The sequence below is a fragment of the Nocardioides sp. genome, assembly GCF_035429765.1.
Taxonomy (GTDB): Bacteria; Actinomycetota; Actinomycetes; order Propionibacteriales; family Nocardioidaceae; genus Nocardioides.
This window is the reverse complement of the sequence record NZ_DAOMFK010000089.1, coordinates 1-12,591: the sequence shown is the minus strand read 5'-3', so window position 1 is coordinate 12,591 and position 12,591 is coordinate 1. Positions and strand designations below refer to the sequence as shown.

11 protein-coding genes are annotated in these 12,591 nt (G+C 72.1%); 4 read left to right on the top strand and 7 right to left on the bottom strand.

Going from position 1 to position 12,591, the window contains the following annotated elements; translation table 11 throughout:
• Positions 1 to 237: 237 nt before the first annotated feature.
• From PLP61_RS09835 to PLP61_RS09825, 3 genes are all read right to left on the bottom strand, one after another.
• Entirely contained in the window at positions 238 to 1,641 is a 1,404-nt protein-coding gene (locus tag PLP61_RS09835) for an RNA polymerase sigma factor (RefSeq protein WP_502889015.1), read from the bottom strand.
• Between the two features lie 110 nt (positions 1,642 to 1,751).
• Entirely contained in the window at positions 1,752 to 2,315 is a 564-nt protein-coding gene (locus tag PLP61_RS09830) for an HhH-GPD-type base excision DNA repair protein (RefSeq protein ID WP_324502516.1), read from the bottom strand.
• Positions 2,316 to 2,370: 55 nt separating this feature from the next.
• Positions 2,371 to 2,778, bottom strand: a complete 408-nt coding sequence (locus PLP61_RS09825; RefSeq protein WP_324502514.1) for a universal stress protein — start codon at positions 2,776 to 2,778, stop codon at positions 2,371 to 2,373.
• 126 nt (positions 2,779 to 2,904) lie between these two features.
• Here PLP61_RS09825 and PLP61_RS09820 point away from each other — a divergent pair, with 126 nt between their 5' ends.
• On the top strand, positions 2,905 to 3,327 hold the full coding sequence (locus tag PLP61_RS09820; RefSeq protein WP_324502513.1) for a hypothetical protein: 423 nt from the start codon (positions 2,905 to 2,907) through the stop codon (positions 3,325 to 3,327).
• A gap of 23 nt (positions 3,328 to 3,350) precedes the next feature.
• On the opposite strand, the gene PLP61_RS09815 is transcribed toward PLP61_RS09820, so the two are convergent.
• Positions 3,351 to 4,817, bottom strand: coding sequence for a glutamate-cysteine ligase family protein (locus PLP61_RS09815; RefSeq protein ID WP_324502512.1), 1,467 nt, complete (start codon positions 4,815 to 4,817; stop codon positions 3,351 to 3,353).
• A gap of 36 nt (positions 4,818 to 4,853) precedes the next feature.
• Positions 4,854 to 5,828: a DUF4192 domain-containing protein gene (locus PLP61_RS09810; RefSeq protein ID WP_324502511.1), complete on the bottom strand. Its 975-nt coding sequence runs from the start codon at positions 5,826 to 5,828 to the stop codon at positions 4,854 to 4,856.
• Positions 5,829 to 5,990: 162 nt separating this feature from the next.
• On the opposite strand from PLP61_RS09810, the gene PLP61_RS09805 reads away from it, so the two are divergent.
• The 3 genes from PLP61_RS09805 to PLP61_RS09795 all read left to right on the top strand — a co-directional run bounded on the left by PLP61_RS09805 (position 5,991) and on the right by PLP61_RS09795 (position 10,587).
• Positions 5,991 to 7,292, top strand: coding sequence for a DNA polymerase IV (locus PLP61_RS09805; RefSeq protein WP_324502509.1), 1,302 nt, complete (start codon positions 5,991 to 5,993; stop codon positions 7,290 to 7,292).
• Between the two features lie 55 nt (positions 7,293 to 7,347).
• Positions 7,348 to 9,471 (top strand): S9 family peptidase, encoded by a 2,124-nt coding sequence (locus tag PLP61_RS09800; RefSeq protein WP_324502507.1) that lies wholly within the window; start codon positions 7,348 to 7,350, stop codon positions 9,469 to 9,471.
• Positions 9,472 to 9,630: 159 nt separating this feature from the next.
• Complete coding sequence (locus PLP61_RS09795; protein WP_324502505.1) at positions 9,631 to 10,587, top strand: sigma-70 family RNA polymerase sigma factor; 957 nt, start codon at positions 9,631 to 9,633, stop codon at positions 10,585 to 10,587.
• A 17-nt stretch (positions 10,588 to 10,604) separates the two neighbouring features.
• Here PLP61_RS09795 and coaE read toward each other — a convergent pair whose 3' ends face one another.
• Together coaE and PLP61_RS09785 are read right to left on the bottom strand one after the other, a co-directional pair.
• On the bottom strand, positions 10,605 to 11,210 hold the full coding sequence (gene coaE / locus PLP61_RS09790; RefSeq protein WP_502889012.1) for a dephospho-CoA kinase: 606 nt from the start codon (positions 11,208 to 11,210) through the stop codon (positions 10,605 to 10,607).
• A 194-nt stretch (positions 11,211 to 11,404) separates the two neighbouring features.
• Entirely contained in the window at positions 11,405 to 12,358 is a 954-nt protein-coding gene (locus PLP61_RS09785) for a GlxA family transcriptional regulator (protein ID WP_324502503.1), read from the bottom strand.
• Between the last annotated feature and the right edge of the window lie 233 nt (positions 12,359 to 12,591).

Below are 12,591 nucleotides of genomic sequence, written 5' to 3'. Positions count from 1 at the left end.
CTCGGCTGGGGTCCCGGCGTCGACCACGGCCTGGTCGTCTACGCCTTCTGCCGCTGAGCGAACGGCGAAGGTGATTGACCACCCGAGTGGGGTCGGTGGCTCTCTCAGGACCCGCTCGCCCGCCATCCATCCCGGCCCCGGGCCTGGACATCGACTCACGATCCTGGGGCCGGCGAGGGCGACACGAGGAACGTGCGAGGCGGTGGCGGCCAGGTTCAGGTGGTGGGGGCGCCGAGGTCAGTCCAGGTAGTCGCGCAGGACCTGTGACCGGCTCGGGTGCCGCAGCTTCGACATCGTCTTGGACTCGATCTGGCGGATCCGCTCGCGGGTCACGCCGTAGACCTTGCCGATCTCGTCCAGGGTCTTCGGCTGGCCGTCGGTGAGGCCGAAGCGCATGCTCACCACGCCGGCCTCGCGCTCGGAGAGCGTGTCGAGCACCGCGTGGAGCTGCTCCTGCAGCAGCGTGAAGGACACCGCGTCGGCGGGCACGATCGCCTCGGAGTCCTCGATCAGGTCCCCGAACTCGGAGTCGCCGTCCTCACCCAGCGGCGTGTGCAGGGAGATCGGCTCACGGCCGTACTTCTGGACCTCGATGACCTTCTCCGGGGTCATGTCGAGCTCCTTGGCCAGCTCCTCCGGGGTGGGTTCGCGGCCGAGGTCCTGCAGCATCTGGCGCTGCACGCGGGCGAGCTTGTTGATCACCTCGACCATGTGCACCGGGATGCGGATGGTGCGGGCCTGGTCGGCCATCGCGCGGGTGATCGCCTGACGGATCCACCAGGTGGCGTACGTCGAGAACTTGTAGCCCTTGGTGTAGTCGAACTTCTCCACGGCGCGGATCAGGCCGAGGTTCCCCTCCTGGATCAGGTCGAGGAACAGCATGCCGCGGCCCGTGTAGCGCTTGGCCAGACTGACCACGAGGCGGAGGTTGGCCTCGAGCAGGTGGTTCTTGGCGCGCCGCCCGTCCTCGGCGATCCACTCGAGCTCCTCGGCCATCTTGGGGCTGAGCTTGCCGCCCTTGGCGAGCTTCTCCTCGCTGAAGAGGCCGGCCTCGATCCGCTTGGCGAGCTCGACCTCCATCTCCGCGTTGAGCAGCGGCACCTTCCCGATCTGCTTGAGGTAGTCCTTGACCGGATCCGCGGTCGCCCCAGCCACCATGACCTGCTGCTCGGGCTCGTCGGTGTCGTCGGCCTCGGAGACCACGAACGCCTGCTGCTCCTCCTCCTTGATGGTGGGGTCGACAGCGAGGTCCTTCTCGAACACCTCGTCGGCGATGTCCGGCAGCACCTTGGCGCCGTCAGGGCCGACGACAGCCGCCTGCACTGCGGGAGCCTCGGCCGCGGCGGCGACCTTCGTGGGAGCGGCCTTCTTGGCCGGCGCCGCCTTCTTCACGGGCGCCGCCTTCTTGGCCGGAGCCGCCTTCTTCACGGGAGCGGCGCCCTTCGTGGCAGGAGGTGCCTTCTTCGCCGGAGCGGCGCTCTTCGCGGGCGCCTGAGTGCCGGCGGCCTTGGAGGCGGACGCTGCCTTCGTGGCGGGAGCCGTCCTCTTCGCCGGCGCCTTCCGGGCGGGTGCGGTGGCGGTCTTGCGGGTGCCTGCGGCGGCCGCCGGGGACACCTTGCGTGGGTTCGAGGACACGAACACCTCTCGTGAAACGACATGGGGGCGCGGCCGAGCCCGGTGACGTCAAGAGCCGCGTGGTCATTCTGCCACGCCCCCGGTAGCGTCCCGACACCCCACGCCCGGTTGCGGTCTCAGCCGCGACGGAGCGCGGCCTTCAGCTGCTTCTTGTGCTCGCGCACCCGCTGCAGGGAGTCTGCGTCCACCACGTCGGCGACCGAGCGGTACCCCTCCTGGGCGTACGCCCCGGCGGCCTCCTCCCAGCCCGGAGGCCGGACATCGAGCTGCTTGCCGAGCAGAGCGAGGAAGATCTGCGCCTTCTGGGCGCCGAAGCCCGGCAGCCCCTTGAGCCGGCCGAGCAGCTCGCGACCGGTGGCGGCCCCTGACCAGAGGTTGGCCGCGTCCCCGTCGTACTCGTCTCGAACTGTCGCGGCGAGCGCCTGCACCCAGCGGGCCATCGACCCGGGGTAGCGGTGGATCGCCGGCGGGGTTGCGCACAGGGCCGCGAACGCCTCGGGATCGGCGTCGGCGATGCGAATGGGGTCCAGCGAGCCGAACCGGTCCAGGATCTTGGCCGGGCCCCGGAAGGCGTGCTCCATCGGGTACTGCTGGTCGAGCATCATCCCCACGAGGAGCGCGAACGGCGAGTCGTCCAGGACCGTGTCGGCGGCCGGGTCACCGGCGATGTGGAAGCCCATGTGGCCCATCCTGCCGCACCGGGAACCCCGTGGAGCCCCGCGGAGCGGGGCCCGGTCAGGCCTCCGGCGCCTTGACGGCGAGGACCGGGCAGTGCGCGTCCAGCAGGATCCGCTGGGCGTTGCTGCCCAGGATCAGCTTGCCGACCGGTGACCTGCGGCGCAGCCCGATGACGATCAGGTCCGCGTTGTTGGCCTCCGCGATGCTGACCAGGTCCTCGGCGGGCTCGAACCCGCGCACCATCTGCCGGACCTCGTGGTCCACACCGGCCTGCTGCAGGACGGAGTTGACCTTGTCCATGGCCTTGTCGGCCTCTCGGGCGGCGGCCCCGTCGAACTCGTCTCCCCCGCGGTGCGAGTTGACCACGATCAGCTTGCTGCCCCGCAACCGCGCCTCCTCGACCGCTCGATCCAGCGCCGCGTCACCTTCGGGCTTCATCACGTAGCCCACCACCACGGTCCCCATCGACCATCCTCCTCCACTCGGTCGGCCCGCCGCGGGCCTCCAAGCGCACCGTATCCGATTGCGGGAGGGTGTGCAGCCTGTGGAGCGTGCGGCACGGCCCCGTCCCGGATCCGGCAGGCTGGACCCGTGTCCGAAGCCGTCGAGCCACTCCCCCGTGAGCTGCTTCGCGCGCTGCGGGACGTGGTCGGCGGCCTGAGAACGAGGTACCGGAGCCGGCGCTTCCCGTGGCAGCTGCACCTCGGGGATCCGGGGTCGGCGTACCTGACTCTCGACGCCGAGCCCGGGGCCGGCCTGGACGACGCACTGCGGACCGAGGTCGTCGGCGCCCTGCTGGCGCGCGGACGGGAGCGGCCCGGGGTGCCGATGGTCTGGCTGACCCGGCCCGGCGAGCTCACCTGGCACGACCTCGAAGCGGCCTGGTTTGCGCCCTGCCGACACGCGTACGCCGAGGCCGGGGTCCCGCTGACGCTGGTGGTGGTCACCAAGCGGGGCTGGTACGACCCGCGGAGCGGGCAGCGTCGCGAGTGGCTGCGGCTGCGGATGCGCTGAGCGGTGCGGCGAGCGGTCCCGGGTCAGGTCCAGGTGTGCACGGGCTCGTTGGTGTGCATGTTGGTGCGGTACTCCTGGAGGGTCGTGCGCAGCGCGTCGTACCGCCGCTGACCTGCTCGGCGCCCCATCGCGCTCACGAACCACCCGGCGCCGTTGCGGCCGGTGAGGCAGCGTTGCTCGATGATGCCGAGCAGCCGCTCGCGCTCGCTGGAGTCCACCCCCCACGCCTCCAGGCCCTCGTGGGCGAGAGGGAGCAGGCGACGCAGGACCAGCTCCGTGGCTCCCACCTGGCCCAGCCCGGGCCAGTAGAGCTGGGCCTCGATCCCCTCCTGGGCGGCGGTGTGGAAGTTCTCCTCGGCGGCGCTGAAGGACATCTGCGTCCACACGGGCCGCTCGTGCTCGGCGAGCGTGCGCACCAGTCCGAAGTAGAACGCCGCGTTCGCCATCATGTCCGCCACCGTCGGCCCCGCGGCGAGCACCCGGTTCTCGACGCGGAGGTGCGGAACTCCCCCCTGGATGTCGTACACCGGCCGGTTCCAGCGGTAGATCGTGCCGTTGTGGAGCCGCAGCTCGTGCAGTCCGGGGATGCCCCCGGCCTCCAGGACGGCGGCCGGGTCCTCGTCGTCGGTGATCGGCAGCAGCGCCGGGAAGTAGCGCACGTTCTCCTCGAACAGGTCGAACACCGAGGTGATCCACCGCTCCCCGAACCAGACCCGGGGGCGAACGCCCTGGACCTTCAGCTCCTCGCTCCGGGTGTCGGCGGCCTGCTCGAACAGCGGGATGCGGGTCTCGCGCCACAGCTCCTTGCCGAGCAGGTACGGCGAGTTCGCGCCGAGCGCCAGCTGGACCCCGGCGATCACCTGTGAGGCGTTCCAGTAGGCCGCGAAGTCCTCGGGTGAGGTCTGCACGTGCAGCTGGGTGCTGGTGCAGGCGGCCTCCGGCAGGATCGTCTCGGAGGTGGTGGTCAGGCGCTCGTGGTGGCCCGAGATCATGATGGAGATGTCCTCGCCGCGGGCCTGGAGGATCTGCTCACTGAGCAGCCGGTAGCGGGGGTTCGCGCTGATCGCGCTGGGGGCCATGTGACCCTCGGCCAAGGTCGGCAGGATGCCGATCATCACCAGGTGGGCACCGACCGCGGCCGACTTGGTCTCCGCATCGTTGAGACTGCGCCGCAGGCTCCTCTCGAGCTCGGTGAGCCCTCCCTCGCGGAGCTTGGCCGGCGGGACGTTGATCTCGATGTTGAACTGCCCGAGCTCGGTCTGGAAGTCGGGGTCGGCGATGGCCGCCAGCGCCTCGGCGTTCTTCAAAGCGGGGTCCCCGTGCTCGTCGACGAGGTTGAGCTCCACCTCCAGACCGGTCATCGGGTCATCGGTGTCGAAGCGGGCCTCGCGCAGCATCCGTTCGAAGACGTCCAGGCAGCGTCGCACCTTCTCGCGGTGGCGGGTGCGGTCGGCCCGCGAGAACTCCTGTGCCTCCACGTCTTCGCCCATGAGGGAACCCTAGAGCCCTGCGCACCCGGACACACCTCAGGGCCGGTCCTGGACGACGCCGACGCCCGCGTCCTCCCAGTGCGACGGCGGAACCGCGTCGGACAGCGCTCGCGCCAGCAGGTGCCCGAGCGAGTACGAGGGCTCATCGGCCAGGCAACGGTCCAGAGCGCACCAGGCCAGCGCCCCGTCACCGCCCAGCCAGGCGGCGAAGCCGAGGAGCACGGCCGGCGCGGCGACCATGCCCTCGGGAGCCGCGCGCACCAGGTCGGTCCACACTCGCAGGTGCTGGCGCGCGGTCGCGCGGGTCATCCGCCGCCAGACCGCGTCCCGGACGTCGAGATCAGTGAGGGCTGTGAGCATCCGGGCCGCGTCCGGCGCCTCCAGGGCGACCCCCTCACGCACCGCGGCGTCCAGCGTCGCCACCGCCCAGCCCGTCTCGTCGGGAGCTGCACCCCCTGCCACTGCCACGGAACGCTCGCCGGGAGCGGGCAGGCACGCGCACACCGCGGCGAGCCGGGCCGGGTCGGTACCCACGGAGGCGGCCAGCGCCGCACGCGAGTCGTGGGTGACCAGGCCGTGCCAGACGGCCTCGGCGTGGAAGGGGTGGTCGGTGAGGTCGTAGGGGACGCGAGGCCCCCATCGGCGCTCCTCGAAGCGGCACCAGCGTCCTCGGTCAGCGAGCAGCACGTCGACCACGGCGATCCCCCGAGCGAGGAACTCCCGCACCAGTCGGCGCGCCACCGCCCGCGTGAACCGGCTGTCGCGGTCGTAGACCACGAAGACCGCCGAGCGGACCTCGTGCCGGAGTGCCGGGCCAAGCAGCAGGTCGGTCACCAGCGCCACGTCGTGGTCGGAGTCGGGCACGTCGACCCGGGCGTGGAAGGACTGCCGCCCGCCGAAGGTCAGCATCACCAGCGACCGTTGGGGGTGGAAGCCGAGGACCACCGGGACCATGGCCAGCAGGTCCTCGGGGGTCCGGGCGACGAGTGTGGGGCCGTGTTCTCCTGTCATGGGTCAGTTGTGCCTTCCACGACCCCCGTCCGGCTGGGCCACCTGCGGCTGCTGTGGACAAGGCGCGACCGGGGGGAACCTGTGGACGACAGGTGGCCGGCGTGGGCGCACCGGCGGTGGCACCCGGTACGTTGCGGGCATGCCGTCGGTGGTGGGCCGTTGATGCGTCGGACCGCCTCGGTGCTGCACCTGGACCTCGACGCCTTCTTCGCCGCGGTCGAGCAGCGCGACAAGCCGTCGCTGCGCGGCAAGCCGGTGGTCGTGGGTGGGGTGGGGGCCCGGGGAGTGGTCGCGACCGCGTCCTACGAGGCCCGCCGCTACGGCGTCCGCTCCGCCATGCCGACCCGCGAGGCTCGGGCCCGGTGCCCGCACGCGGCCTTCCTCACCGGTCGGTTCCACGCCTACAGGGAGGCCAGCGACCTCGTGATGGGTCTGCTGCGCGAGGTCTCCCCCCTGGTGGAGCCGCTGTCGCTCGACGAGGCGTTCGTCGACCTCGCCTCCGCCGACCTGCCCGACCTCCAGGTGCCGACCGTGACCGCGCTGGGACGTGACCTGCAGCAGCGGGTGACGGAGGTGACCGGCGGGCTGACCGCCTCGGTGGGGATCGGGACGTCGAAGTTCATCGCCAAGGTGGCCAGCGACCTGGACAAGCCGCACGGACTGGTGGTGGTCCCCGGGGGAACCGAGCGCGACCTGCTCCGCCCGATGCACGTCACGGTCATCCCCGGCGTCGGCCCGGCCACCGCGGAACGGCTCAGACGCGCGGGGATCCACACCGTGGCGGACCTGGAGGCGGTCTCCGTCGAGGAGCTGGTGCGGCTGCTGGGGCGAGCCCACGGGCAGGGGCTGTTCGCGCTGGCCCGCGCCGAGGACGACCGGCCGGTGGTCGCCGAGCGGGAGACCAAGTCGGTCAGCGTCGAGGGCACCTACGACACCGACCTCACCGACCGGTCGCTGATGGAGGGGCTCCTCGGCCGGCAGGCCACCGAGGTGGCCACCCGGCTACGCAGAAGCGGGTTGTCCGGCCGCACGGTGACCATCAAGGTGCGTCTCCACGACTTCACCACGGTGAGCAGGTCCACCACCCTCCCCTCACCGACCGACAGCGCCGGCACCGTGGCCCGGCTGGCGCGGGGGCTGCTGGCCGAGGTGGACACCTCCGGCGGGGTCCGTCTGCTCGGCGTCGGTGTCTCGGGACTGGCCGACTGGGTCCAGGAGGATCTCTTCGGGGAGATCGGGGAGGAGGAGCCGGCCCCGCCGGAGCCGGTGCCGCGGCAGGCCGCGCGGGTCTTCTCCCCCGGTATGGACGTCCTGCACGCCGACCTCGGCCCCGGTTGGGTGTGGGGCTCGGGGCGCGGCGTGGTGACCGTCCGGTTCGAGACCCGTCAGACCGGCGTGGGTCCGGTCCGCTCCTTCCGTGCCGACGACCCCGCGCTGAGCCTGCCGCCACGCCCGGAGCGGTGAGCCGGACCCCGCGGTTGAGGCGGGCGAGGGGGGCGCCGGCGTCTAGTCTTCCGGCATGCAGCCTCCGATCGCCGAGCGTCGCCCCGTCACCACCGAGGTCCACGGGCGGGTGCGGGTGGACGAGTACGACTGGCTGCGAGACAAGGACGATCCCGCTGTGATGGCGTACCTCGAGGCGGAGAACGCCTACACCGAGGAGCGGACCAGCCACCTGGCGGACCTGCGCGCCCGGATCTTCGAGGAGATCAAGGCGCGCACGTTGGAGACCGACCTCTCGGTGCCCACCCGCAACCGGCGGCACTGGTACTACGGGCGCAGCTTCGAGAGCCGGGAGTACGGCGCGAGCTGCCGCGTCCCGATCCGGGAGGAGGACGACTGGACACCCCCGCAACCGGCCGAGCACTGCGCCCCCTCGCAGCCGGCGCTTCCCGGGGAGGAGGTGCTGCTCGACCTCAACGAGCTCGCCGAGGGCCACGAGTTCTTCTCCCTGGGCGGGTCCGCGGTGAGCCCGGACGAGCGGCTGCTGGCGTTCTCCGTCGACACCACCGGCGACGAGCGGTACACGCTGCGGGTCAAGGACCTCAGCACCGGGCGGCTGCTCGAGGACGAGCTGACCGACGTGGTCGGCGGCGCCACCTGGTCCGCGGACAGCCGGGAGTTCTACTACGCCACGGTGGACGCCACCTGGCGACCCGACCGGGTCTGGCGGCACCGCCTGGGCACCCTCCAGGCCGAGGACGAGCTGGTCCTCCACGAGCCGGACGGTCGGTTCTGGCTGGGCGTGGGCCGCACGCGGTCGGACCGGTTCCTGCTCCTGGTGGCCGGCTCGAAGACCACCACCGAGTACCACTGCCTCGACCTCCACCGGCCCGAGGAGGGGTTCTGGCTGTTCTGCCCCCGGCGAGAGGGGGTGGAGTACTCCCTGGACCACGCGGTCCTCGCCGGTCAGGACGTGTTCGTGGTGCTCCACAACGCCACCGGCGCCGACTTCGAGATCGGCACCGCCCCGATCGCCCCGACGCCGGTGGAGCAGTGGGACCCGCTCGTGCCGCACGACCCCGCGGTGCGGCTCGAGGACGTCGACGCGTTCGCCACCCATCTCGTGGTCCACCAGCGCAGCGAGGGGCTCACCCGGCTGCGCGTCCTGGAGCTGGACGAGACCGGGGTGGCCGCCGACCGCCTGGTCGAGCTCGACCGGGAGATCTGCACCATCGGGGCCGGCGCCAACCCGTCGTTCCACCAGCCGACGGTGCGCCTGGGCTACACCACGCTCGCGGTGCCGGCCTCCGTCTACGACTACGACGTGCGTGGCCGCACGCTCACCCTGCTGCGGCGCACCCCGGTGCTCGGCGGCTTCGACCCCGACGACTACGAGGAGCACCGCCTGTGGGCCACCGCGGACGACGGGGAGCAGGTCGCGATCTCGGTGGTGTGCCGCGCCGGGGCCCCGACCGGCGGCCCGCTTCCGCTTCTGCTGTACGGCTACGGCGCCTACGAGATGTCGATGGACCCCTACTTCTCGGTGCCCCGGTTGTCGCTGCTGGACCGGGGCGGGGCGTTCGCCATCGCCCACGTGCGTGGCGGCGGGGAGATGGGCCGCCGGTGGTACGACCAGGGCAAACAGCTGAGCAAGAAGAACTCGTTCAGCGACTTCCTGGCCTGCGCCCGGCACCTGGTGGACACCGGCTGGACCGCGCCGGACCGGCTGGTCGCCGAGGGCGGCAGCGCCGGAGGCCTCCTGGTGGGTGCGGCGGTGAACCTGGCGCCCGAGCTCTTCGCAGGGGTCGCCGCCAGTGTTCCCTTCGTCGACGCCTTGACCAGCATGCTGGACCACACGTTGCCGCTGACGGTCACCGAGTACGACGAGTGGGGCAACCCCGAAGGCGACCCGGAGGTGTACGACTACCTGCGCAGCTACTCCCCCTACGACAACGTCGCGGCGCTCGACTACCCGCCGATCCTGGCCGAGACCTCCCTGAACGACACCCGGGTGCTCTACGTGGAGCCGGCCAAGTGGGTGGCCCGGCTCCGGGCCACTGCGGTCGGCCGGCGCGACTTCCTGCTGCGCACGGAGATGGCGGCCGGTCACGGCGGCGTCTCGGGCCGCTACAACGCCTGGCACGACAGGGCGTTCTCGCTCGCCTGGATCCTGGAGCGGCTGGGCCTGGCCGGCCCCTGAGAACTCCCTGAGAGTTGCCGGCAACGGCAACTCCGGAGCCTCCTCGCACGTCTGTGGAGGGTGTAGGCGCGACACCGGTCGGGAATCCCCCGCACAACCGGGACGTTGCACAGACGTGGATTGGGTACTACCCGGTACACGCAGGAGGAAGGACCCCCCATGGCAACCCGCACGGCCACCCCCGGGACACGAGAGATCGAGGGCCGCGACAGCGTCGGGCTGTACCTCGACGAGATCGCGCGCAACCCTCTGCTCGACGCTGCCATGGAGGTCGAGCTGTCCAAGACCATCGAGGCTGGTCTGATGGCCGAGCACCTGCTCGCCGAGGGCCGGGTCGGGCGCCGCAAGGGCGGAGCCCCGGGCCGAGCCACCCAGGAGGAGCTCGAGTGGCTCGCCGAGGAGGGCCGCCGGGCCGTGGACACGTTCATCACCGCGAACCTCCGGCTGGTGGTGTCGATCGCGCGCAAGTACGGCCGCGCCCAGATGCCGATGCTCGACCTGATCCAGGAGGGCAACACCGGGCTGATCCGCGCGGTGGAGAAGTTCGACTACACCAAGGGGTACAAGTTCTCCACGTACGCGACCTGGTGGGTCCGTCAGGCGATCACCCGCGGCATCGCCCAGCAGGCTCGGGTGGTCCGGCTTCCCGTGCACGTCGTGGAGGAGCTCAACCAGATCGGCGGCGCCCGGCGGACCCTCGAGCGGCAGCTGGGCCGCGACCCCGAGCCGCACGAGATCGCGGTGGAGCTCGGCATGGACGTCGAGCGGGTGCTGGACCTGATGGCCTGGGGTCGCGAGCACGTGAGCCTGGACACCCCGGTCGACGAGGACGGAGACACCTCGCTGGGCGACCTGATGGCCCAGCAGACCACCCCGAGCCCGGACCTGACCGTGCTCGACGTGGAGTCGCGGGACCGGCTCAACGCCCTCGTCTCACGCCTGGACGACCGGGTGGCCGACATCATCCGGGCCCGCTACGGCCTGGTCGACGGGCGCCAGCACAAGCTGGCCGACATCGGCGCCAAGCACGGCATCTCCGCCGAGCGGGTGCGTCAGCTGGAGCGGGAGGCACTGGCGACGCTGCGCCGCTTCGCCGACCCGGACCTGGCCGCCTGACGCGTCGGTTCGCCTCCTCAGCGGGCGGCCGCCGCCCGTTGCAGTGACTCGAAGACCCCCGCCACCGTCCGTCGGAGGTCCTCGACGCTGCCGGTGTTCTCGATGAGGTACGTCGCCACGCCGGCCCGCTCCTCGCGGCTGGCCTGGGCCGCCACCCGGGCCTGGGCCGCCTCCGGCGTCATCCCCCGCAACGAGACCATCCGGTCCAGCTGGGTGGTCACCGGGACGTCCACGACCACCACCGCGTCGAAGTCGCCCGCCTGACCGGTCTCGGCCAGCAACGGGATGTCGTGCACCACGACGGCGTGGTCGGGAGCGGCCTGCTCCAGCTCCGCGGCCCGCGCCCGCACCCGCGGGTGGATGATCGCCTCCAGCCGGCGCCGGTGGGCCTCGTCGGCGAACACCAGCGCCCCCATCGCAGCGCGGTCGAGCTCCCCGTCCGGCGTGAGCACCCCGGGGCCGAAGGCGGCGACCACCTCGGCCAGACCCTCGGTGCCGCGGGCGACGACCTCCCGCGCCAGCACGTCGGCGTCGATCACCACCGCGCCGAGCTCGGTGAGCATCGCCGAGACGGTGCTCTTCCCCGAGGCCACTCCCCCGGTCAGGCCCACCCGCATGATCATGGTGGCATTGTTCCCCGTGGCGGGCGTCACCACACCAATGGGCCGTCACGCTCCGCTGTGCCCCACTGCCGCGGGGTTGTTGTCGCTCTGCGGCCGCGACACGCCGGTGCAGATAGCCACAACCCCGCGGCAGTCGGGGGCGAGCCCACAACCCCGCGGCAGTCGGGGGCGGAGTGGTGAAGCCGCCGCGGGGATCAGCAGGCGAACTGACGCCGGTACTGCTGCGGGCTCACGCCCCGGCTGCGGGTGAAGTGGTGGCGCAGCGCGGCGGCGTTGCCGAACCCCACGTCGGCCGCGATCCGGTCCACGGGCTGGTCGGTCCGCTCCAGCAGCTCCTCAGCGGCCCGCAGCCGCTGGCCCACGACCCAGCTGTGCGGCGTGGTGCCGGTCTCGGCACGGAACCGGCGGGCGAAGGTGCGGGGGGAGAGGTGCGTGCGCCGCGCCAGCTCCTCGACGCTGAGGTCCCCGTGGAGGTTCTCCAGCATCCAGGCGAGCAGGGGGCCCAGCGTCTCCGCGTCGCACTCCGGCACCGGCCGGGCGATGAACTGCGCCTGCCCGCCGTCGCGGTGCGGCGGGACCACCATCCGCCGGGCCGCCGCCGCCGCGGCCCGGGCCCCGAACTGCGCGCGCATCAGGTGCAGCGCCGCGTCCAGTCCGGCCGCGGAGCCGGCCCCGGTGATGACCGTTCCGTCCTGGACGTAGAGGACGTCCGGGTCGACGTCCGCCCGTGGGTGTCGTCGGGCGAGGGTGTCGACGTGACGCCAGTGGGTGGTGCAGCGCCGGCCGTCCAGCAGGCCCGCTTCACCGAGCACGAAGGCCGCCGTGCAGTGGGCGAACACGAACGCCCCCTCGGCGTGGGCCTGCCGGACCAGGTCGGCCACCTCGGGAGAGGGGTCCAGGAAGTCCCGCTTCGGCGACACGCAGACCAGGTCGGCGCCCCGCGCCGCGTCGAGCCCGTGCTCGACGACCAGGTCGTACCCGGAGGCCCCCCGCACCCGGCCGGGCCGGGGGGTCACCACGCGGAAGTCGAAGACCGGGTTCTGGTCCTCGGGGTGGAAGGGCTCGGCCCACACCTCGCACATCGCTCCGAGCCCGAACGGCTCGGCGCCGTCTTGGACCACGACCGCGACGCTTCGGATGGTGCGCATGACCTCACCCTGCCCAGTGAATGGCAGGAAATCAATGCAGAAGGTCATTCCTGCCACTGGTGGCAGGATCACGCACAGCGCAGACTTTCTGCCATGACCATCCTGCTGATCGCCCTCGTCGTGGCCCTCCTCGGGGGCCTCACCGCGACCCTGGTGCACCTGGTGCGCACGGACGGACTCGGGCACCTGCCCCCGCCGCGCTCGCACGCCCCCGACCTGTTCGAGCCGCGCCG